Raw genomic sequence first — 22,526 nt, 5'->3', positions numbered from 1 at the left:
ATATTGAGTGAGTCTAAATACCTCCATGTGGAATCGATTCCTGATACGAAAGAACTATTTATTTTCGGTTTGGAAACCTTTTCAATACACGATTGCAAACCGCTTTCTTTTCTGTGAGAGTAGGGTTTACGTATCAAAAGTTGTGTATGAAATGTGACTTTTCGAGCTTGTTGACGTGTTCACATATTTTCCATACAGTTATGGCGAACGAAACAATCAACTAAAATTTTGAGGAGTGTGGCAGATGGGGAACGTGAAAAAGTCTTCTGTTTTTAAGGGGATTGCACTATCGACAATTATGCTAGTAAGTGGATTTGCAGGTACACCATTAACAACGAATGCAGCTGAAAATGAAGCTGAAACAGCTGTATGGTCACGTCAAGATGCGCAGGATTATGACTTATCAAAAGATAACACTGCACCTAACATTGACAATGTAGATGAAGTCGCTCCAGACTATTGGGTTTGGGATACATGGCCGCTACGTAACCGTGATGGATCAATTGCTCAGATAAACGGTTACCAGGTTGTTTTTGCACTTACAGCATCTAGAGAATATACATGGGGAGGCCGACATGACGAAGCTCAAATTCGCTACTTCTACTCGAAGAACGGGAAAGATTGGAAGATGGGCGGACTTGCTTATGATTCAGAAGATGCACTAGGTGCTCGCCAATGGGCAGGATCAGCTATGATGGATGACGATGGAAAGGTACACCTTTTCTATACAGCAACTGGACGTAAAGGCGAAGAACAAACAACATTTGAACAGCGTCTTGCGAAAACAACGTTTGATATCGAAGCAGATAAGAAATCAAAATCTGTTGAACTAAGCAACTTTGGCGAACACGAAATTCTTGCTGAAGCAGACGGCGAGTATTACGAAACGCAAGAACAAAAAACAGGTAATATCATTTATTCATTCCGTGACCCATGGTTCTTCCAGGACCCTAAGACAGGAAAAGAATACTTAATCTTTGAAGGTAATACAGCTGGAGATGACAAGTCACTTGATCCAGAAAACATTGGCGATGCTGATTTCCGTTCTTCTCACGATGTACCAGCTGGCGCTGAAGATTACAACGGGAACGTTGGGATTGCTGAAGCACAGAATGAAGATCTAACAGACTTTGAATTGCTTCCACCACTACTTGAAGCAAACGGTGTTAACCAGCAGCTTGAACGTCCTCACCTTCTTGTTAAAGGCGGAGACTACTACCTCTTCACAATCACACATAAATTTACGTTTGCTCCTGGATTAACTGGTCCTGATGGTCTTTATGGCTTTACGAATGATTCTCTTCGAGGAGACTACGAGCCGCTTAACGGCAACGGTCTTGTTGTAGCAAACCCTGAAGATGATCCTTTCATGACATACTCTCATGCAGTTATGCCGAACGGTACAGTTATTAGCTTTGTAAATGAGTATCGTGATGAAAATGGTGAGCTTCAATATGGCGGTACATTTGCACCAACGCTTAAACTTTCGATCCATGGTAACGAAACAAAAGTAAACGGCGCACTTAAGCCAGGGCAAATCATGCCATCACACTAAAACTGGGAAACCAGACTAAAGGAGACTTACAAACATGAATAAGTTTTCAAAAACAGTAGCGACTTCCGTACTCGGATTCGCTACCCTGTTTTCAAGCTTTGCTCCGGCAACAGGCTTTGCGGCTGAGAGCGAAACGTCGAACTGGACAAGAGAAGATGCAGCAAAGATTGTGCAAAACAAGGATAATACAGCACCTGAAATTAATACAAAAGATCTTGAGCAGATTGCGCCAGATTATCATATCTGGGATACGTGGCCTCTTCGAAAAAAGGATGGCTCCATCGCAACTGTGAACGGATATAAAGTGATCTTCTCACTGACAGCACCAAGTGATGTATTGCCTGGTAAGCGTCATGATATCGCTGAAATTCGCTACTTCGTTTCAAAGAACGGGAAAGATTGGAAGCTTGGCGGTACCGTTTTTAATGAAGAGCAGGCACTAGGTTCCCGTCAATGGGCGGGTTCAGCTATGATTGAAGATGGCGAGATTAATTTCTTCTATACGGCAACAGGTCGCAAAGGCGAAGAACAGCTAACTTATGAGCAGCGTCTCGTAAAGGCTTCTGCTGATGTGGATGCTTCAAATAAGGGAATCGAATTCAATAACTGGTCTGATCATGAAGTGATTCTTGAGCCAGATGGCGAATACTACCAGACAATGGAACAAAGTAAGCAGGGCGACATCGCTTATGCATTCCGTGATCCATGGTTCTTCGAAGATCCTAAAACAGGCGAAGATTACATTTTGTTTGAAGGAAATTCCGGAGGCACTCCTGCAGAGCGCTCGGTTGAACAAGAACACATTGGTTCTGAAGACTTCGCTACTGTAGACGAAGTACCAGAAGTATCAAAGCTCTTTAATGGTAGCATTGGTATCGCAAAAGCAGAGAACGATGACTACACTGAGTTTGAAATCATGCCTCCGTTGATGGAAGCGAACAGCCTAAATCAGGAACTTGAGCGTCCGCATATCGTGACAAAAGGGAATAAGTATTACCTTTTCACTGATACGCACAAGAACAAATTCGCTCCTGGAACGAATGGTCCAGATGGTCTCTATGGCTTCGTATCAAACTCTCTAACAGCAGACTATGAACCTCTTAACGGTAGTGGTCTTGTTGTAGCGAATCCAGAGAATGAACCATATCAAACGTATTCTTGGATGGTAATGCCGAATGGCACAGTGGTTAGCTTTGCTAACTTCTATGACCTAAATGGCTTAACGATCGATGAACTTGGAGCGCAATCAGAGGAGTACCAATTTGACCACTTTGGTGGCACACTAGCACCATCTCTTAAACTTTCCATTCATAATGATGAAACGAAGATTGTGAAAGAAATGGATGCTGGCGTATTTAAATAATCTTTTATGGTAACTGTCGGGGGACACACTTCGGCAGTTACTTTTTTATTCAGAGATACCCTATTCGTAAATTCGATGGACAGGAGAGCTTGATACGATGAGAAAATGGTTGCTAGCTGTCGGAGCTATCTTAGTAATCGGCACAATTATACTCATAATGAACTGGAATGAAAACAATGAATCTTCCAGGCAAGACGAAGTAAAAGAAGCGGGAATCCTAGAAGACTACAATCAATCGTATCGACCCCAATTTCACTATACGCCTATGCAAAACTGGATGAATGATCCAAATGGAATGGTCTTTTTTGAAGGACAATACCATTTATTTTATCAACATAATCCTTCTGGAAATGAATTTGGCAACATGGGCTGGGGGCATGCGGTTAGTAACGATTTGTATCATTGGGAAGAGAAGCCAATGGCGCTAGAGGCGGATGATCAGGGAATGATTTTCTCGGGTGGTGCGGTCTATGACGAGAACAATACGAGCGGTCTTTTTAAAGAAGGAAAGGGGGGTCTCGTAGCGTTCTATACAATCGCTGGTGAAGAACAAACCCAGGCGCTTGCTTATAGTGAAGATGGTGGCGAAACATGGAAAAAGTACGGTGGTAACCCAATACTTCCGAATCCAGGAATCAAAGATTTTCGAGATCCAAAAGTGATCTGGCACGAGGAGTCTGAAAAGTGGATCATGCTTCTCGCTGCTGGAGATAAAGTTATCTTTTACGGTTCGGATAATTTGATTGATTGGCAGCAGTTTAGTGAATTTGGTGTCGATCAGGGAGCGCAGGGTGGCGTTTGGGAAACGCCAGAGTTATTTAAACTACCTGTCGATGAGGATTCGGAGAATGAAAAATGGGTGCTACAGGTGGATATGAATCCAGGCAGCATCGCCGGCGGATCCGGTGGACAGTATTTTATCGGTGATTTTGATGGAGAGACGTTCACGAGAGAAGGCGCAAAAGAAGACATTAACTGGGTCGATTATGGAACTGATTTCTATGCGGCTCAAGCCTTCAGCAATCATGAAGGTAATCCGATTTGGATGGCGTGGATGAGCAATTGGATGTATGCGACTGATTTGCCAACGGATCCGTGGAAAGGGGCGATGTCTTTACCACGTCAGGTTTCTTTGAAAGAAGTGAACGGAGAAACGCGTCTTATCCAAGAGCCTGCGGGTGAGATTGAGTCAAATCGTTCTAAGAAGTTAGTGGATTTATCGGATAAAGAAGTGGAAGGTCGAATGCCGCTTGATGATTTTAAAGCAGATACGTATGAGGTGATCGCTGAATTTGATTTAGACACGTCAGGTGAATTCGGTTTCCGCGTTCGAAAGGGAGATGAAGAGGAAACGATTGTAGGTTACGACTCCAAGAATAATCTCGCGTTTGTTGATCGGCAAAATAGTGGCGATACAGGATTTCATGAACAGTTTCCTGGTGTGTATCGAGCTCCGCTTGAACCAACGGAAGATGGCAAAGTGAAGCTCCATCTTTTTGTTGATCGCTCTTCCGTTGAATTGTTTGCGAACGATGGAAAGCGTGTTATGACAAATCGGATCTTCCCATCTGAGGAAAGTGATGGTTTTGAGATCTATGCGATGAATGGCAAAGTGACACTTGATTCTTTAGAAGTGTATAAGCTTGATTCTTCGTGGAAAACGGGTGGGGAAGAGTAAAGGTTTTATGTTGAGAGCGGTCATCTGCGATAAAGATGGCCGCTTTTTCGTATTGGAGACTTCTTGTTGAGAGGTGAATCTCGTTATTTCCGCGAATTCTGGAATATATCCGCGATATTTTATTTTATTCCGCGAAAAACGTGATTTTTCCGCGATATTCTTAATTATTCCGCGAAATGCTCGATAATCGAAAATAAATAGGTCCATAGAAGGGGTTTCCTTTTCTTGGATTGGGGTACAAATAGCTATCTTGTAAATAATGGGGGATGTATGGAAATGGAATCATCATTTTCAAATTCAGAACAGCAAAAGTTTGTCAGTACTCTTCAGTCATTCAAGGAAAACCGTCAGAATCCAGTTGTGTTAGAAGAACTATTATCAGACGCTGCCGTTCTCATTGACCAGAATAATCTCGAATCCCTTTATCAACTCGCTAGTGACTATGATAAGGCGGGCGTTTTTGAAGGTGGACCATGGGAAGAACCTCGTAAATTACAACCGCCTCTTGTAGGGGGATCTTTTAAAATAGACGGAAACTATTCGATCTTTGAAGTACTAAGTGAGCTTCGTATGCTTGCGATTGCGAAAGAGGAATATACTCATCCAGATGTTTCGAGCGAACAGGCTCGCACTTTTCTAAACAAAGTCATGGCGCTAAATCTCCAAATGATTTTCCCAGCTGAGACGGAGGAAGCAAGAATCAATCAAGGTCAAGAACAAAAGAGGGGCATGAACCTTTTTCAATTTTTAGCTGAAAAGATGTCGCTCGGGTCGCTGTCGGCTACGTTTGTGGATGAAATTGATCGACTAACCGCACAGCGCCCGATCATGGTAAAGCGAATTAAAGAAATGATCGGTTACGCTGAAAATCTCTTGTCTTCAGAGGACTTAAGCACAGAAGGACGCGCGAGCATTCAGCGCTATCTCGATAGCGCGCATGCCCCGACGGAACTGAGTCAATCCTATCCGGACTTCATGGACTATCGCGATCAATTCAATGCGTTATCTGAAATGGAGAAAGAGTTAGAAGCGGAACGGTTCGCTGATGTCATGCGTGATACAGGTCTCGTTTCTCCCATTCACGCACAGCTTGCTCGTACCCTTGCTGAGGAGGACGCTTCTCATCTACTCGTTCTCACGCTTGGATTAACTGAAAAAGGTGAAGCTAATTTAAATGAGCATTTTTCTTTAGTAAAAGAGCTCATTTTACTATCAATCTATCCTGTCACAGCTCAGTCCCTCTATGGACTTGCGCGCATGCTTGAGCGTGGGGTTTTATCCTCTCCTCCGGTAATCCCAGGGCTTGAAAGGATCATTGAAATCGATATGCTAGCAGAAGTAGAAAAGGATTTAATGGCTTCACGGAATCACCCTGATGATGTGACGCCTGTAGGGATTTTACTTTCAGGTCTACTGAGTGTGCTAGGGCAACCGCTTGGCATTGGTCAGGGGATGAATCCTACATGTCAATCTGCGCGAGGAATCAGCCTTTGGTCACAGCACGACCCTGGATTCCTTCTAGAACTTGTCGCAAGAGCGTGTCGTGATGGTGAGGTTGATATTTCGTTTGAAGGGGCTGAAATCAATTCTTCTCTCATCTTAGGAGGTTTAGCTCCGGATCTTCATAAAGAGCTTGATGCCGTTTCCCTTATACTCGTTCCGCATCTTGATCGCGTTTACGATGAAATGATGAAGCGCAGTGCCTTTCGTGGGGAAGATGGTCATAAATTTGTGAATCCAGAATTTTACGGTCAGTGGATATCTAAAGAGTTTTCTTCTGTTATCAATCCAGTTACTGGTGCTGTGTCAGATTATGAGCAGTTTGCAAGGCTTTTTTACGCGACGCATCATCCAGACTACAACGCAGGCCATCAGCTCATTTATCCAAACCCGGTCGGAATTTTCGTTACGACGGCTAATGCGGACTTACTCGGATTGCATGCCATTTCGATCCAGCGTATTGCTGCGGATTCATCAGGAGAAATGAGAGTTTATTTCTATAATCCGAACAATGATAGCGGTCAAGATTGGGGGCAGGGCATTAAGTCAACGGTTCGGAATCACGGCGAAGAGGAAGGGGAAGCTAGCCTTCCATTTGATCAATTCCTTTCACGTGTTTATGCCTATCACTATAATCCAAACGAGATGGGCGATTTAGCGGTCGTTCCAGATGAGTTGATTGATCGGGTGACAACTCTCGCAAAAGAAAGCTGGGGACAGAAATACCAGTGGGCAGATTTAACGAATCCGTTTTTAATTTAAAAGGTTGATGGGTTCCCTTCTTCTTCATAGAAGGTGGACCCTTTTCTTATTAAGGGGTAGAGTAGAGAGAATAGGTGATTCACTAATTAGGAGGTACATAATATGGAAGCAAAACTAGTGATTGATGCACGCGCGATACTTGGAGAAGGTCCTTGCTGGGATGATCAAAGCCAGCTTCTCTATTGGGTGGATATTGAAGGGAAGAAGGTTCACGCCTACAATCCAATGACCGCAGGCAATATTGAGACGCAACAGGAGCAAATGGTTGGCACAATTGCTCCGCGAGAATCAGGCGGACTTGTGATGGCGATGGCCGGTGGCTTTTATGCGATGAACCTTTCTACGGAGAGCGTGGAAGCAATCACCGATCCAGAAAGCCATTTACCAGATAACCGATTTAATGATGGCAAGTGTGATCCGGCAGGCAGGTTTTGGGCAGGTACGATGCACTTAGAAGGATTAAAAGGAGAAGGAGCGCTTTATTGCCTTGATGAAAACCTTGAAGTGACGAAGAAAGTCGATCATGTTAGTACATCAAATGGTTTGGCATGGTCACCTGATACGCGCTACATGTACTTTATTGATACACCAACGAAAAAAGTTGTCCGCTATGATTATGATTTTTCTACCGGTGATATTCGTAACCCCGTTGAGGTGATCACTATTCCAGACGGAGAAGGGATGCCGGATGGGATGACGAGCGATGAAGAAGGAAATCTGTGGATTGCCCACTGGGGTGGATCTAAGGTAACGAGATGGAATCCTGATACTGGTGAGCGACTGCTAGAAGTAAGCGTCCCTGCATTGAACGTAACATCATGCGTATTTGGTGGAAAAGAGCGGAACGAGCTCTACATTACTACTGCTAGAACGAATACGAGTGAAGAAGAGCTAAAGCAGTTTCCGTATGCAGGCGGAGTGTTTCGAGTGAAAACAAATGTGATAGGCAGTCGAACCTACTCGTTTAAAGGTTAGTCCTTTTCCCTTCCTTCTTGTTTAAAAGTCTTCTATAATAGTAGGAAAATAATAGAAAATGAATGGAAAAAGAAGGGGAGGCTGAGTGTGAAACTAAAATCACTCATCGCAATGGGGCTTTTTTTATTGCTGCTTGCGGGTTGTTCGGATCAACCATCAGCGGTTGATGCGTTCGATACATATGTTAAGGACTGGAATAAACAAGAATTTAGCAGCATGTATAAGAAGTTATCACCTGCTATGCAAAAGGAAATATCAGAAGAAGACTTTGTTGATCGCTACAAATCTATTTATGGCGATGTAGAAGTCGAGGATTTGAAAGTTACTTTTAAGAAACCGGAAGAAGAGCCTGAGCCAAATGATGAAGGAGAAGTGACGTTTCCTTTTTCAGTGTCGATGCAGACGCTAGCTGGCGAAGTTTCGTTTGATAACGAAGCAACGCTAGTCCTGACTGAAGGAGACGACGCTGATTCTTACAGTGTGAACTGGAATCCTTCGTTTATTTTTAAAGAATTGAAGGAAGGCGATGAGGTCGCCATTCGTTCTTCAGTTCCGGTTCGTGGTGAATTGACCGATCGGAATGGAGAGGGCTTAGCGATCAATGGTACGGTTAAGCAAATTGGCGTTGTGCCGCAGGCCATTGAATCCAATCAAGAAAAGATTGTGAATGAGCTTAGTGATGCTTTGAAGGTGAGCGTAGCGGATATTGAGAAAGAGCTTAATCAGGGGTGGGTGCAGTCTGATCCAACACAATTCGTTCCGCTAAAAAGCGTGATGGAATCAGAGGAAGAGTTACTTGCTGAAGCAAGTGAGATTACAGGCGTTCAGATAAACAATACGACTGAAAGAATCTATCCTTTTGGTGAAAGTGCTGCACATTTAACAGGCTATATTCGTCAGATGCAGAAAGAAGATCTAGAGAAGTATGCAGGAAAAGGGTATTCCAGCTATGAAAGCATTGGAAAGGCTGGCCTCGAGCAAGTGTATGAAGACGAGCTTCATGGTGTAACGGGCTGGTCGATTGAAGTAAAGGGTGCGGATCCTGAGAAAGTGATTGCCAGTAAGGAAAAGGTTGATGGCGAGAACATTCAAGTTACGATCGATGGCACTGTCCAACAGAAGTTGTTTGAAGAGCTTGGAAAAGATCCGGGAACTGCGGTAGCGCTCCATCCAACAACAGGTGAGACGCTTGCATTAACAAGCTCCCCTTCTTATAACCCAAATGATTTTACACTTGGATTCGATGAAGGCGAGTATGCGAAGTTAGCGGATAATAAGGATCTTCCTTTTTCAGCGAAGTTTAACAAAACGTATTCACCAGGCTCGACGATTAAGCCACTTACTGCTTCGATCGCACTACGAGATGGGGATTTAGATCCGAATGCAGTTGAGAAAATTGATGGTTTGAAGTGGCAGCCAGACTCAAGCTGGGGTGGATATAAAGTGACGCGCGTGAAGCCTGCAGATCCGGAAGTAAACCTTGCAGAAGCGCTTATGCATTCGGACAATATTTATTTTGCACGTAAAGCGCTGGATCTTGGCGCAGATAAGTTCCAGAAAGGATTGGAGTCGTTCCAGGTTGGTCAGGAAGTTGAGTTTCCTTTCCCAACTGAAAACTCTTCGATCTCGAACGGTGGGCTCGATGATAATGACATTCTTTTAGCTGACTCTGCCTATGGACAGGGGGAGCTACAGATTTCCCCTTATCAGTTAGCGATGACCTATACGACGTTTGCGAATGATGGCGTGATGCTGAAACCGACGCTTCGAACGGGAGAAGATGAGTCAGCGGAGGAGTATGAAGTGATTTCCCCTGAAATCGCCTCGATTGTGAGCGATGATCTTGGGAAGGTGGTTTCTGATCCTGAGGGTACCGCTTATGATCCAGTGGTTAAAGGCATTTCGCTCGCTGGTAAGACAGGAACGGCTGAGTTAAAAGCGGCAGGCGAAGAAGAAGGCCCAGAAAATGGACTGTTTGTCGCGTATAATACGGATCAAAAGGACTTACTGATCGCAATGATGGTCGAAGGCGCCTCAAGTCACGATATTACAGGCAAAGTGAAAGACGTTTTCGCTGAAATGCAGTGATGTTGGGTGGCCATTGGCTGGCTGATCGCGGTTTATTGGCCAAATTCCTGATATATTGGCTAAACTGAGATTTTATTGGCCAAAACGCGAATATATTGTCCAAAATTCACTTTTATTGCCCAAACACACTAAAGCCTCGATTCTCACGTAGAATCGAGGCTTTTTTCTGGAAAAGTAAGGAATCTTAAAAGGAATTCTCGGCACTCTCATGGAAATTAATAAGTATAAGCTAGATTCAATTGAAAGGAGGGTGTCGAACGATGCAGCATAATGATCTTTGTATGATTGATCGATTAGAAGGGTTCACGCCTGAGGTTAGTAGATTGGTTTCAATGATGAATTACGCTAGATATACGACGGAAGAGACGATAAAAGGATTAACTACCGAACAGCTCGATTTTCACCTTGATGAAAAGAGCAATTCAATCGGCATGCTGCTACAGCACATGGCTTCGGTTGAAAAGGCGTTTCAAATTATGACATTTCAAGAGCGAGAGTTAAATGACGAGGAATGGGAGGAGTTTGGGACAGGGATTGAGCTTGGAGAAAAGGCAAGATCAGTCATTCGCGGGCGCGATCTGGATGATTATTGGAGTGAGCTCAGTCTTGTGCGTGCTCATACGCTGGATCACCTGCGGAAGAAGGAAGACAAATGGCTAGAAAAAGTCACACCGTTTGGTTGGGATGAAAAGGCTAACCATTATTTCAAATGGTTTCACGTGATGGAAGATGAAATTAGTCATCGCGGGCAAATACTCTTAATTAAAAGAAGAATAAAGAGTTAGAGGTGAAACAAAGTGCATAATGGAACACTGATGACAATACGAGACAAAGCATTATATGTAGAAGTGCATGGTTCAAAAAATAACCCGCCTCTTCTTTATCTACACGGAGGACCAGGAGAGAGCTGCTTTGATTTCTCTTACCAACAGACGGATCGACTGAAAGAGAATTTCAGAGTGATTGCGATTGATCAGCGTGGCGTTTGCCGTTCAGAAGCGGTGAATGATGATGAAGAATTTGGCTTGATGGATCTAATCGAAGACTGCGAAGCGATCAGGAAACAGTTTGAATTAGAATCGTGGTCAGTGCTCGGTCATTCGTTTGGTGGCTATCTTGGTGTACTCTATGCCAGTCTTTATCCTGAATCAATTGATCATTTACTGCTTGAATGTCCGACGTTTGATTTTACGTTAACATCGAGAAGCTTGTTGAAAAAAACGAGTGCGCTCTTAGACAAATATGGGGAGCATCAGAAAGCAACAGAGAGCTTAGAAATTGCCAAGGATTCTGATATTAAGAATCGAGAGCTAGCAGAGCTTTATGGAACATACAGTGATTATCTTGAAGAGAACCGAATGGAAATATACATTTACAATACAAACGAGCCTACAGACTATAGCTATTATAGTGAGGCGAAATGGGATGAGCTTTACGACAAATCAGAAGTGCACTATAACTTGTTAAGAGAAGAAGGAAAGATCTTTCATTCACTCATTCCACATCTATCAAAGCTTACGATGCCAACTCTCTTATTAACAGGAGAGCATGATCCCGTGACATCCGAAGAACAGATCGATGCTTTCAAGAAGTACGTTGAAAATGGGGCAATCTATCATTTTGCAAACAGCGGCCATACCCCCCATGATGAAGAAGCCGATCACTTTGCACACGTTGTAACCCAATACATAGGTGATAAAAGAGGAGAATAGACGCATGTTTACATATCAAATCAATGACGATCTTTACCTAAGAATGTATACGATAGACGATGCCGAAGCGCTTTATCATTTAATCGATGAATCAAGAGATTACTTGAAAGAATGGTTAGCGTGGGTTGATTATAATACAGATATTGAATCTTCTCGTGATTTTATACAACGGACATTACAAGGCGTGAGTGAAACAGGAGGATATCCGAAAACGCTCGGCATGTTTTATAAAGGTGAGCTTGCTGGTACGGTTGGGTTTAATGAAGTGAATCGAACACATAAGTACGCGACGATTGGATACTGGCTGAGCGAAAAGTTTCAGAAGAAAGGTATCGTAACGGAGGCGTGTCGTGGAATGATTAATCTAGGATTTAACGAAATCGGGCTCAACCGGATAGAGATTCGTGCTGCCTCAGGAAATAAGAAAAGCCAGGCGGTTCCAGAACGACTAGGTTTTACGAAAGAAGCAGTGGTACGGGAGGCGGAGCTCGTTAATGGACAGTTCTATGATCACATTGTGTACGGAATGCTAGCGAGAGAGTGGTTAACAAAAGAAAAAGAAGCATAAAAAATCTCCAGGGGATAACATCCTCTGGAGGAATTAAGGTAGATCAACTTTCCTTATTAAATACTCTAGTTCTTCCATTGTGCATTCATAGAGCTGTTTATCTTTTAATTTATAAATTCCACGGTCTAATAGACGTTGAATGAAGGACTGTTTTTGTTTAGGGTCTTGCTCGGATGATATGAGATGTGACATGTTTCATTCCTCCTGTTAAGTATATCCAGGTAATATGTTCCACTTTGGGTCCAAGCTCAAACCTTAAAGAGCACATTTTCAAAAAAGGATAAAGCGCTTTCGTGACGAATGCTAGATGATAACGATTAGGAGGGATACGATATGGCGAAGTATGACGTACTACTAGGGGCAGAGCCTTTTTACTTTGCTGGGAATCACATCGGTGTGCTTGTTCTCCATGGTTTTACAGGTTCGACGCAAAGCATGCGTTATCTTGGGGAGCAATTGGCTTCAGAAGGGTATACGGTTCGTGGTCCGAGATTGAAAGGTCACGGTACTCACTATGAAGACATGGAGCAGAGTACATATGAAGAATGGATCCAGTCTGTTGAAGAAGGCTATCAATGGTTAAACGAACGATGTGAGGAAATCTTTATTACAGGCCTGTCGATGGGCGGCACGCTAACGCTTTATTTAGCTGAAAAACATCCTGAAGTGAAAGGGATCATGCCGATTAATGCTGCGATTGATTTACCAGGTCTTGAACAAATGAGAGGAAAAACAGAGCCGCGTTTCCTTGATGCAATTGGATCAGATATTAAAGCGGAAGGTGTCGATGAGCTGGCATACGAGAAAACGCCTACGAAGTCGATTCAAGAGATTCTTGATTTAACAGAAATTACACGAAAAGGCCTTGAAACAATATCGGTGCCGGCCTTAATTTTTAAATCACTAGAAGATCATGTCGTGCCGCCAGAGAATTCGACGATGATTTATAATGAAATAGCTTCATCGAGTAAAGAGGTGATCGAACTAAAAGATAGCTATCACGTAGCGACGCTCGATCATGATAAAGAGCTAATTGCAGAGAAGTGTAAAGCATTTGTGAAAGCTCTTCTATAAAGGAGGTTTTAAGATGGAAGTCAGACAGCTAACAGCGGATGACGCTGAAGCTTATTGGGAACTTCGGTTAGAAGCGTTAAAGAAAAATCCAGAAGCATTTGCCTCAAGCTATGAAGAGGCGATTCAAAAAGATGATCCGATTAAAAGTACAGCGAGAAACATGGAATCAGGTGCCACTTTTGGCGCTTTTGATCAAGAGACATTAATTGGTGTCATCACTTTTGTCAGAGGCAGCGGCATCAAGGTTTGTCATAAAGCTGATTTATTTGCTGTTTACGTGACGCCAGAATATCGTGGCAAAGGGGCAGGGAGAGCTCTTTTATCCCGGGTGATGGATTATGCGAAAAGTCAGGATGCTCTTATTAAATTAAGCGTTTCGGTCGTTTCTACGAATGAACGGGCGAAGCATCTGTACAAAAGCTACGGCTTTAAAACCGTTTACATTGAAGAGAAGGCCCTTTATGTTCAGGGAAGGTTTCTAAACGAAGAACATATGGTGCAATACTTTTAAGAACTAGCAGACGTCACGATGACGTCTGCTTTGTTGTGAAATCTTCATTATAAAGAGCAACGCTGTAGGGAAAGAGCTCAGCTGTCATCATTCCATCTCGAACAGCGGGATCACTTTTCATAAGCGCTTCTGCTTCTTTTTCAGAAGAAACCTGAATGACAACAATTCCAAAAGAAGAAGGGTCGTTGTTTAACGTTCTGCCAGCCATAATGAGCATATTATTCTTCAACAGCTGCTGAAGGGCATGGAAGTGCTCTGATACAATACTGTTCTCTTTGTCAGTCCAGTTGCTTTCTTCTAGTAGTTCGGGAATGAGCGTTAGCTTGTATAGAAATTGTTTCATTTGTAACCTCCATAACTGGCAAATCAGAGGCACAAGGCTCTTCTGATTAAAAAGTCACCATATATAGTTTGTTTCTCCATTAAAGAAAGAAATCCTCTATTTTGGGGAAGGTTGTGCTCGCAATTACTAGAAATATGAACAGAAAAATAGCTAGAAACGCTTCATAGCTTAAATTTTTTAAGTCGAACCACTGTTTCCTCTTTCAGAGCAGTGGTTTTTTGGTGCTTCGGTAACGAAATAAAGCAAAAAAGTGCATAACTTTCTGTTTTTTTTACCGTTGAAACGCTTACAGAACGCAGTATAGAATATTAACCAGACATTAAAACGCATACATAACTGTGCGGATCACTTTGATTCCGCTTACAAAAAGGAGAGGCAGCAATGAGTTTATTTACAGTCGGTTCATTTCTATTTTTTACTGGTATGGTAGCCGTGATCTCCTACCTAGTAACGAGAAAGGAAGATTTAGCAACACAGGATGGATATTTTCTAGGAGGAAGAAGTCTAGGCGCATGGGTCATTGCAGGTTCATTGATGCTGACGAATCTTTCAACTGAACAATTAATAGGTTTGAATGCTCAAGGGTATTCAGACACTATTGCGGTTATGGGGTGGGAAGTTGGTTCAGCCATCTCACTTGTGATCGTGGCTTTCTTCTTATTGCCACGGTATCTTAAAGGTGGTATTACGACGATTCCAGATTTCCTAGAGGAACGGTATGATTTTGGGACTAAGCAAATTGTTACCATTCTCTTTCTTTTTGGATATGTTTTCAATTTGCTCCCACCTATTCTTTATTCAGGGGCGGTGGCGCTAAATGGACTTTTCAATATTCCGGAAGTTTTAGGTCTTGGTCGAATGGCAAGTCTTTATGTAACCGTTTTTGCAATCGGAATTATTGGTGCGATTTATGCGATCTTCGGTGGTCTTAAAGCCGTTGCTGTATCAGATACGATTAATGGTATTGGTCTTTTAATCGGTGGGTTAATGATCCCAATTATCGGATTGTATGTACTGGGTGATGGATCAATACTCGGAGGATTTAGCACAATAGTTGAGGACTCTCCTGAGAAGTTAAATTCGGTAGGCGATAAAAACAGTCCTGTTCCGTTTGGAACGATGTTTACGGGGATGCTTCTTGTTAATCTATTTTACTGGGGCACGGCTCAGCACATTATGCAGCGAGCGATTGCAGCTAAGAATTTGAAGGAAGGTCAGAAGGGCGTCTTGATTGCTGCCTTCTTAAAACTACTTGGACCTGTGTTTCTTATTTTACCAGGAATTATTGCCTTTAATATGTTTGGACCGGGTCTTGAACCAACGGATGCTTATCCGATGCTAGTGAATGAAGTATTACCAAAGCCGCTTGTTGGCTTCTTTGCAGCAGTGTTGTTCGGTGCAATTTTATCATCTTTTAACTCGGCTCTAAATTCATCGGTGACGCTCATTGCTCTTAACATTTATAAACCTTATTTTAATCCGAAAGCGCCGGACAATGTAGTTGTACGAAAAGGAAAATTCGTTGGAATTATTCTCGCTATTTTTGCAATGTGTATCGCTCCAATGATTGATAAAGTTCCTCAAGGGTTCTTTCAATATTTACAAATCGTAAACGGTTTCTATAACGTGCCGATCTTTACGATTCTCATTGTTGGGTATTTAACGAAACGTGTCCCTTCGATCGCAGCGAAGGTTTCTCTGTTTGTTTTCATATCGGTCTATGCGACAACTCAACTTATTTGGGATACAGGAATTCACTTCTTGCATATTCTTGGTATTTTGTTTGTGGCTTGTACGATTCTGATGCTCGTGATTGGAAAAATTGCGCCACGTGATAAGGACTTTGTACTTGAAGAGAATGCGCAGGTAGAAATGTCTCCATGGAAGCTTCTGTATCCTGTAGGTATTGCAGCGACAGTAGCGATGATTATTATTTATACGTTGCTTTCACCAATTGGCATCATTTCGTAATGTTCCATTGGATTTCCATTTGATATAATAGGAACAATGTCAAATGGAATGAAGGATGATGTGGGATGAGTAAGGCGAATGAGCCAATCGAATCGCTATATCACAGCGTTTACGAATCATTAGAAAAGCTACAAAAGGAAGTAACTGAGCAAGAAGAAAAGCTGGATCTTGTGGACCCAGCTGATATAGAGAAGCTTGATCGCACACAGTTTGCACTGCAATTGTCGAAGGATGTTCTGGAAAATTTCGTAGCTTCAGGGAAAAGCATGACCATTAATTATGACAAACGCTCGATTACAATTGAAGTAGCAAAATAGAACAGGACCGCGCTTAGGCGGTCCTGTTTTTCATTTCTGTAACGAGACATTTGTGTTCGTTCGGTATTTTCCTGGTGAAGTGCCTGTCACTTTTTTGAACACTTTATTAAAGTAATTGGCATTTTTGTATCCAATGAGAATAGCGATATCCTCTGAAGAATATTTGGTATTCAATAGGAGCTCTTTTGCTTTTTTGATGCGAATATCTGTTAAATACTGTATAGGCGTTTGGTTCGTATATTCCTTGAACTGCCTAGTGAAATGATAACGAGACATGCCGGATGAAGCCGCCATTTCATCTGGGCCGATTTCTTCACTATAATGATTCATTGCATACATCGAAGATTCCACGATTGCCTCAGGCCACTCAGACAGCCGTTTTTCTAGGTTTGAACAGTACGTATAAAGCATCATTGTGAATTGATAAGCCTTACCGGAAGCTTGATGAGCATTAGAAATCTGTCGGTTTGAAGCCATTCTTAATAGATTAAGTAAGTAGTGAACCGGCTCTGAATTTGGTTGGAAATGGATGATGTGTCCGATTTCATTTTGAATTTCATCCCAATACTTTTTCACGACATCTCCGTAGAGTGTAAGGTATATAAACTCCCAGCGATCACTATCTTCAGGTAAATAGTAGCGGTAATCACCTGGAATATTTACGATAAATCCCTGACCAGGTGTTAATTCATGACTATGTCCATCAATGTCGATGCAGCCCTTACCAGAGATCGTATATTGAAATATGTATTTTCCTGTATCGCGTCGATTTGTCCCGTCCCAATCGTAGAGAGAAGTGGTTTGTTCATCCCATCCGAGTGACCAGATTTGGGCGATGTTCTGAAGTGTAGGATCTGAAAAACGATAGCCGTAAGATCCGTATTGTAATGATTTATCTTCCATATGATCCCTCCTTAACAAGCAAAATAGTACCATTTATATAACGAGAACGTACAGGTGAATCATACTCTAAATAGCATTTTAGCTTATATAGGAAAATAAGTCTAAGCAATAAAAGGCATTATTTTTAAATTTATTTACCATTGATCAGATATAGGGATTTTTTTAAACTAGATGTGGATACGAAAACGAGGATGTGAAAACGTTTTCGATTAGAAGACGGAGGTAAGTATATGCCAGTAATGATTAATGATCAAACACTTCAGTTTCACTTACAAGGAAAAGAAGTCAGCTATGTATTTCATGTTATGAAAAATGGGCAGCTCGGACAGCTGTATTTTGGGAAAAAAATCCGAAATCGATCAGATTTCAGCCATTTATCTAAACGAGAATCTAGAGTGACATCCTCTTACATTTACGATGATGACTCAACCTTTTCACTAGATTTAATAAAACAGGAATATCCAGGGTATGGAACGTCAGACTATCGAGAGCCTGCTTTTCAAATCGAACATCCAGATGGAAGTCGTATTTCAGATTTCACCTATCAATCATATGAACTAATAAAAGGAAAACCTCGTTTATCAGGTTTACCCGCTACATATGTTGAGGACGATGGGGAGGCAGATACGTTAGTGATTCATATGTACGATAAAGTGACGAATCTGTCTCTTTCCTTGATGTACTCTGTCTACCATGGAAGAAATGTCATCACTCGCTCTGCGTTGTTTACAAATCATGGAGAAGAGACTCACGTAATCAAACGAGCACATAGTGCCTCAGTTGATTTTCCAGATGCGGACTATGAAATGATTCAGCTATCAGGTTCGTGGTCGAGAGAGCGTCATATGTCCGAACGGAAGCTTAGCCCAGGTATTCAAAGCATTCAAAGTACTCGTGGAACTAGTAGTGCACAGCACAATCCGTTTCTTGCATTAAAAAGACCAATGACAACGGAACATACTGGAGAAGTCTACGGATTTAGCTTCGTCTATAGTGGGAACTTCCAGGCGCAGGTCGAGGTAGATCATTACGAGACGGCAAGAATGACAATGGGGATTAATCCATTTGATTTCTCATGGACGTTAGGAAGTGGCACTAGTTTTCAAACACCTGAAGTGGTGATGGCTTATTCCAAACATGGGTTAAATGAACTTAGTCAAACCTATCATGATCTCTATCAATCTCGTCTTGCACGTGGGAAGTGGCGGGATGCGGAACGTCCTGTTTTACTAAACAATTGGGAAGCGACGTATTTCGATTTCGATGAGAATAAACTACTTAGCATTGCTGAAAAAGCGAAGGAAACAGGGGTCGAACTGTTTGTATTAGATGATGGATGGTTTGGTAAGCGAAATGACGATCGGACCTCTCTTGGTGATTGGTTTGTGGATTCTAAGAAGCTTCCTGAAGGATTATCAAATCTTGCTTCAAAGATGAATGATATGGGGCTACTGTTCGGACTCTGGTTTGAACCTGAAATGGTATCAAAAGAAAGTGAACTCTATCAGAAACATCCAGATTGGGTCATTCAAGTGCCGGGACGCATAAAGTCTATTGGGCGGCACCAGCTTGTACTTGATTTTGCGAATCAGGAAGTGGTGGATTACATCTATGAACAGATGGCTACGATTTTAAATGAAGCGAACATTGACTATGTGAAGTGGGATATGAATCGCTACATGACGGAGATCGGTTCGCTATCGCTTCTGAAAAATCAGCAGGCGGAAGTACCACACCGCTATATTTTAGGTGTTTATGAGCTGTATGAACGTTTAATCGAAGCTTTTCCACACGTCCTGTTTGAATCATGTGCAAGCGGCGGGGCAAGATTTGATCCCGGTATGCTTTATTACGCCCCACAGGCGTGGACGAGTGATGACACAGATGCAATGGAGCGACTTAGCATTCAATATGGAACATCGTTGGTTTATCCGCTGAGCAGTATGGGAGCGCATGTATCAGCTGTGCCGAATCATCAGGTGAAACGAATTACGTCGCTTGAGACAAGAGCGAATGTCGCTTACTTTGGCGCGTTTGGGTATGAGCTCGATGTGACGAAGATGAATAAAGATGAGTTGAAGGAAATGACGGAGCAAATCCGCTGGTATAAAGAGAATCGCCAACTCCTTCAATACGGAGCATTCTATCGGTTAAGAAGTCCGTTTGAACAGAAAGGAAATGTCACTAGTTGGATGAGTGTATCAAGCGATCAAACGAAAGCTATCGTTGGTTATTATCAAGTACTTGCGGAGCCTAACCCCTCATTTAAACGCTTGTATTTGAAGGGGCTTGCTGCAGAGAAAGAATATGAAGTAAGCGGCTATGAAGGAACTTACTTTGGGGATGAATTAATGAACGCTGGAATTCAATTATCAAGCGGTTATGATGGATCACAAACAGGTGGTTTGGAAGAATCAGGAGATTTTTCTTCTCACGTATTTGTATTAGTCGAGACGGATCAGAATAATAGAGGTGGAGAAGTATGAAGAAACTTGAACAGGAATTTATTGAACAATTCGGAGAGGAAGGAGAGAGAGCTCTCTATTTTGCTCCTGGGAGAGTGAATTTAATTGGCGAGCATACGGATTATAACGGGGGACACGTCTTTCCATGTGCCTTAAGCGTTGGTACGTATGCCGTTGCAAGAAAACGTGAGGATCAGAAGGTCAGGTTTTATTCCATGAACTTTCCAAGTCATGGAATCATAGAATCTTCATTGGACTCGCTCGTTTATAACGACGAGGATGATTGGGCGAATTATCCGAAGGGAGTCATCGCTCTTTTTCAACAGGACTATTCGATTCCGCATGGCATCGATATTGCCTATTACGGCAATATACCAAATGGAGCCGGTCTATCATCTTCTGCATCAATCGAGCTAGCCACGTCTGTCGTACTGAGGGATCTTTTTCAGGTTCCAATTGAAATGGTTGAAATGGTAAAGCTTTCTCAAAAAGCAGAGAATGAGTTTGTTGGAGTCAATTGTGGAATTATGGATCAGTTTGCAATTGGTATGGGGAAAAAGGATCATGCAGTTCTTCTGAATTGTGACACGCTTACGTATAAGCACACCCCGATCCGTCTAGAAGATCATTCATTGGTTATTGCGAATACGAATAAGCGTAGAGGACTAGCCGATTCCAAATACAATGAACGCCGATTGCAGTGTGAACAGGCTCTCAAAGCTTTGCAAGAAGAGCTTGACGTTAACTCGCTAGGTGATGTGACAGAAGAGCAATTCCAAGCTTATAAGCACTTGATTCTAGATACTAAAACTCGTAAGCGTGCGCGTCATGCGGTTTATGAGAATCGTCGCACGATGAAAGCTGTTGATTTTCTGAACGAAGGCGATGTTGAGGCGTTTGGAAAGCTCATGAATGAATCGCATGTCTCATTACGTGATGATTACGAAGTAACAGGGAATGAATTAGATGCGATGGTGGAAGCTTCTTGGAAGGAAGGGGTCGTTGGGTCACGAATGACAGGCGCTGGTTTTGGAGGCTGTACGATCAGTATTGTGGAGAAGGAAAAGGTCGAGGCCTTCATTAAAAACGTTGGTGAAAGCTACAAACATCAAACGGATCTTGAAGGAGACTTCTATGTTGTTGAAATCGGTGACGGCGCTCACAAGGTGGTGGAAGGAATATGAGCCATCAAAAGAGACCGAATATTTATTTAGAGATTGAGCGTCTTCTACAATACGGTTTGCAAAAACAGCTGATCGAAAGTATGGATGCCGATTACGCTCGAAACGCTCTTCTACACCTTTTTGAATTAAATGGAATTGAATCGTTTCCGCATCCACACGAAGAGCAGCTCGACACACCAACATCTATCCTTGAGAACATGCTTGATTATGCGGTGATGACAGGTTTAATAAAAGAAGACACCGTTACCGAGCGTGATCTGTTCGATCCTAAAATTATGAATACAATCGTTCCACGACCGTCAGAGACCATACGTCAATTTTATGAAGATTACATGTACAGTCCAATTAAAGCGACAGATACTTTCTATCAGCTTTCGAAGGATTCGCAATACATTCGAACGAACAGAATTGCGAAGAATGTGCATTGGTATAGTAAAACAGAGTATGGTGACCTTGAAATCACGATAAACTTATCAAAGCCTGAGAAAGATCCTAAAGCGATCGCAGCAGCAAAAGCCAATCCATCTTCAGCCTATCCGAAATGCTTGCTTTGCAAAGAAAATGTCGGGTATGCCGGAAGACTTGATCATCCAGCGCGCGATCAGCATCGAATTATTCCAGTGAACCTTGAGGGAGAAAATTGGTACATGCAGTATTCTCCTTACGTTTATTACAATGAGCATGCAATCGTTTTATCTGAGTACCATCGTCCGATGACGATCTCTAAAGAAAGCTTTGATCGCTTGCTTCATTTTACTGAGCAGTTCCCTCATTACTTTATCGGTTCCAATGCGGACCTTCCGATTGTCGGTGGATCGATCTTAAGTCACGATCATTTCCAAGGAGGGCATCATGAATTCCCAATGGCGAAAGCGGAGATTCAGGAAAAAGTTCACATTAACGGCTATCGGGATTTGACGATCGGGATTGTAAACTGGCCGATGTCCGTGCTTCGCTTGCGAGGAAAGAATCGGAAGCGTCTAACGGAGTTAGCGAATAAGATTCTAACGTCGTGGAGAGGGTATACTGATCATGATGTCAATTTAGTACATGAAACAGATGGAGAACCCCATAGTACGATCACCCCAATCGCAAGAATGCGCGGAGATCAATTCGAGCTAGATCTTGTGTTACGAAATAATCGAACGAGCGCGAAACATCCAATGGGGATTTTTCATCCACATGAAGAAGTGCATCATATTAAGAAAGAAAACATTGGATTGATTGAAGTCATGGGTCTTGCGGTTCTGCCCGGGCGTCTTATAGAAGAAATGGAAAAGCTCGCTTCTTATATAGAAGATCGTCTTCTTGATCGCGCATTTCATGATGAAGTGGTAGCGAAGCATGTACCTTGGGCAAAAAAGGTGATGAAGAAACATGGATCTCTATCGAAGGATCAGTTACGTGACACGCTTAGACATGAAATTGGTGTCACCTTCTCGACTGTTCTAGAACATGCGGGAGTATTTAAACAAGATGAAGCAGGTCAGCAAGCGTTTAGACGTTTCATAAACCAGGTGACTAACTAAATAGATCAAAAAAGTCGTTACCAAAAGG

19 protein-coding genes are annotated in these 22,526 nt (G+C 42.5%); 16 read left to right on the top strand and 3 right to left on the bottom strand.

The window, feature by feature from the left end; genetic code table 11:
* Nucleotides 1-244: 244 nt before the first annotated feature.
* The 9 genes from ACIFPW_RS09095 to ACIFPW_RS09055 all read left to right on the top strand — a co-directional run bounded on the left by ACIFPW_RS09095 (nucleotide 245) and on the right by ACIFPW_RS09055 (nucleotide 12,201).
* Complete coding sequence (locus tag ACIFPW_RS09095) at nucleotides 245-1,555, top strand: glycoside hydrolase family 68 protein (protein ID WP_430243647.1); 1,311 nt, start codon at nucleotides 245-247, stop codon at nucleotides 1,553-1,555.
* A 34-nt stretch (nucleotides 1,556-1,589) separates the two neighbouring features.
* On the top strand, nucleotides 1,590-2,918 hold the full coding sequence (locus tag ACIFPW_RS09090; protein WP_430243645.1) for a glycoside hydrolase family 68 protein: 1,329 nt from the start codon (nucleotides 1,590-1,592) through the stop codon (nucleotides 2,916-2,918).
* A gap of 97 nt (nucleotides 2,919-3,015) precedes the next feature.
* Nucleotides 3,016-4,596 carry a glycoside hydrolase family 32 protein gene (locus tag ACIFPW_RS09085; RefSeq protein ID WP_430243643.1) on the top strand — a complete coding sequence of 527 codons (1,581 nt, stop codon included), beginning with the start codon at nucleotides 3,016-3,018 and terminating at the stop codon, nucleotides 4,594-4,596.
* A gap of 225 nt (nucleotides 4,597-4,821) precedes the next feature.
* Complete coding sequence (locus tag ACIFPW_RS09080) at nucleotides 4,822-6,858, top strand: hypothetical protein (protein WP_430243641.1); 2,037 nt, start codon at nucleotides 4,822-4,824, stop codon at nucleotides 6,856-6,858.
* A 102-nt stretch (nucleotides 6,859-6,960) separates the two neighbouring features.
* Entirely contained in the window at nucleotides 6,961-7,833 is an 873-nt protein-coding gene (locus ACIFPW_RS09075; protein ID WP_303530210.1) for an SMP-30/gluconolactonase/LRE family protein, read from the top strand.
* Between the two features lie 87 nt (nucleotides 7,834-7,920).
* Nucleotides 7,921-9,921 (top strand): penicillin-binding transpeptidase domain-containing protein, encoded by a 2,001-nt coding sequence (locus tag ACIFPW_RS09070; RefSeq protein ID WP_430243639.1) that lies wholly within the window; start codon nucleotides 7,921-7,923, stop codon nucleotides 9,919-9,921.
* A 260-nt stretch (nucleotides 9,922-10,181) separates the two neighbouring features.
* Nucleotides 10,182-10,706, top strand: coding sequence for a DinB family protein (locus ACIFPW_RS09065; RefSeq protein WP_430243638.1), 525 nt, complete (start codon nucleotides 10,182-10,184; stop codon nucleotides 10,704-10,706).
* A 30-nt stretch (nucleotides 10,707-10,736) separates the two neighbouring features.
* Nucleotides 10,737-11,633 carry an alpha/beta fold hydrolase gene (locus ACIFPW_RS09060; protein WP_430243888.1) on the top strand — a complete coding sequence of 299 codons (897 nt, stop codon included), beginning with the start codon at nucleotides 10,737-10,739 and terminating at the stop codon, nucleotides 11,631-11,633.
* Between the two features lie 4 nt (nucleotides 11,634-11,637).
* Nucleotides 11,638-12,201: a GNAT family N-acetyltransferase gene (locus ACIFPW_RS09055; RefSeq protein WP_303530207.1), complete on the top strand. Its 564-nt coding sequence runs from the start codon at nucleotides 11,638-11,640 to the stop codon at nucleotides 12,199-12,201.
* 33 nt (nucleotides 12,202-12,234) lie between these two features.
* Here the strand turns inward: ACIFPW_RS09055 and ACIFPW_RS09050 are convergent, their stop codons facing one another.
* On the bottom strand, nucleotides 12,235-12,393 hold the full coding sequence (locus tag ACIFPW_RS09050; RefSeq protein ID WP_303530205.1) for a Fur-regulated basic protein FbpA: 159 nt from the start codon (nucleotides 12,391-12,393) through the stop codon (nucleotides 12,235-12,237).
* Nucleotides 12,394-12,534: 141 nt separating this feature from the next.
* On the opposite strand from ACIFPW_RS09050, the gene ACIFPW_RS09045 reads away from it, so the two are divergent.
* Both ACIFPW_RS09045 and ACIFPW_RS09040 read left to right on the top strand, forming a co-directional pair.
* Complete coding sequence (locus ACIFPW_RS09045) at nucleotides 12,535-13,275, top strand: alpha/beta hydrolase (protein ID WP_430243635.1); 741 nt, start codon at nucleotides 12,535-12,537, stop codon at nucleotides 13,273-13,275.
* 13 nt (nucleotides 13,276-13,288) lie between these two features.
* The gene (locus ACIFPW_RS09040) at nucleotides 13,289-13,786 is read left to right on the top strand and encodes an N-acetyltransferase family protein (protein WP_430243634.1); all 498 of its coding nucleotides are present in this window, start codon (nucleotides 13,289-13,291) and stop codon (nucleotides 13,784-13,786) included.
* A 13-nt stretch (nucleotides 13,787-13,799) separates the two neighbouring features.
* Here the strand turns inward: ACIFPW_RS09040 and ACIFPW_RS09035 are convergent, their stop codons facing one another.
* Complete coding sequence (locus tag ACIFPW_RS09035) at nucleotides 13,800-14,129, bottom strand: YciI family protein (RefSeq protein ID WP_430243632.1); 330 nt, start codon at nucleotides 14,127-14,129, stop codon at nucleotides 13,800-13,802.
* A gap of 381 nt (nucleotides 14,130-14,510) precedes the next feature.
* On the opposite strand from ACIFPW_RS09035, the gene ACIFPW_RS09030 reads away from it, so the two are divergent.
* Nucleotides 14,511-16,100, top strand: a complete 1,590-nt coding sequence (locus tag ACIFPW_RS09030; protein WP_430243631.1) for a solute:sodium symporter family transporter — start codon at nucleotides 14,511-14,513, stop codon at nucleotides 16,098-16,100.
* 65 nt (nucleotides 16,101-16,165) lie between these two features.
* The gene (locus ACIFPW_RS09025; protein WP_430243630.1) at nucleotides 16,166-16,417 is read left to right on the top strand and encodes a hypothetical protein; all 252 of its coding nucleotides are present in this window, start codon (nucleotides 16,166-16,168) and stop codon (nucleotides 16,415-16,417) included.
* Between the two features lie 30 nt (nucleotides 16,418-16,447).
* On the opposite strand, the gene ACIFPW_RS09020 is transcribed toward ACIFPW_RS09025, so the two are convergent.
* Nucleotides 16,448-17,320, bottom strand: coding sequence for a helix-turn-helix domain-containing protein (locus ACIFPW_RS09020; RefSeq protein ID WP_430243629.1), 873 nt, complete (start codon nucleotides 17,318-17,320; stop codon nucleotides 16,448-16,450).
* A gap of 230 nt (nucleotides 17,321-17,550) precedes the next feature.
* Between ACIFPW_RS09020 and ACIFPW_RS09015 the strand changes: the two genes are divergently transcribed.
* Genes ACIFPW_RS09015 through galT form a run of 3 tightly spaced genes read left to right on the top strand, consistent with a single transcriptional unit; the run spans nucleotide 17,551 to nucleotide 22,498 of the window.
* Nucleotides 17,551-19,806 (top strand): alpha-galactosidase, encoded by a 2,256-nt coding sequence (locus ACIFPW_RS09015; protein WP_430243627.1) that lies wholly within the window; start codon nucleotides 17,551-17,553, stop codon nucleotides 19,804-19,806.
* A complete protein-coding gene (locus tag ACIFPW_RS09010) occupies nucleotides 19,803-20,969 on the top strand; it encodes a galactokinase (protein WP_430243626.1) in 1,167 nt (388 codons plus the stop codon). Before ACIFPW_RS09015 ends, ACIFPW_RS09010 begins: the two co-directional genes overlap by 4 nt.
* The gene (gene galT / locus ACIFPW_RS09005; RefSeq protein ID WP_430243625.1) at nucleotides 20,966-22,498 is read left to right on the top strand and encodes a UDP-glucose--hexose-1-phosphate uridylyltransferase; all 1,533 of its coding nucleotides are present in this window, start codon (nucleotides 20,966-20,968) and stop codon (nucleotides 22,496-22,498) included. Before ACIFPW_RS09010 ends, galT begins: the two co-directional genes overlap by 4 nt.
* Nucleotides 22,499-22,526 lie beyond the last annotated feature (28 nt).

It is taken from the genome of Pseudalkalibacillus sp. NRS-1564 (assembly GCF_050467905.1).
In the GTDB taxonomy this organism is placed as follows: Bacteria; Bacillota; Bacilli; order Bacillales; family Guptibacillaceae; genus Guptibacillus; species Guptibacillus hwajinpoensis_B.
The sequence above is the reverse complement of the archived record's forward strand: the minus strand, read 5'-3'. Positions and strand labels throughout refer to the sequence as shown.